Annotated in this window: 1 protein-coding gene; it reads right to left on the bottom strand. The window is 45.2% G+C overall.

The features are described from left to right. A partial coding sequence (locus tag AAEY94_RS20865; RefSeq protein ID WP_350979960.1) for a hypothetical protein occupies positions 1-230 on the bottom strand: 230 nt, incomplete at both ends.

Below are 230 nucleotides of genomic sequence, written 5' to 3'. Positions count from 1 at the left end.
GACATGGATCGTTACGACCCACTTTTGGCTCGCTACGCGCCATAACCTGAGCGCTTTGTGGGGCTTCACCACCTACATGCTCTGCTTCTTCATGTTGATATTCGCGAGGGGCATTTTCACTTTTACGGTGTTGCTCTTCTACTTTTTCAACATCTTCTTCAGCGCGAACTTGCACTTTACTTAAAATACCGACGACATCGACTTTTAAGTTTTCTAGCATTTCAGAGAAC

This window comes from Shewanella sp. AC34-MNA-CIBAN-0136 (assembly GCF_040309945.1).
GTDB lineage: Bacteria > Pseudomonadota > Gammaproteobacteria > Enterobacterales > Shewanellaceae > Shewanella.
The sequence above is the reverse complement of the archived record's forward strand: the minus strand, read 5'-3'. Positions and strand labels throughout refer to the sequence as shown.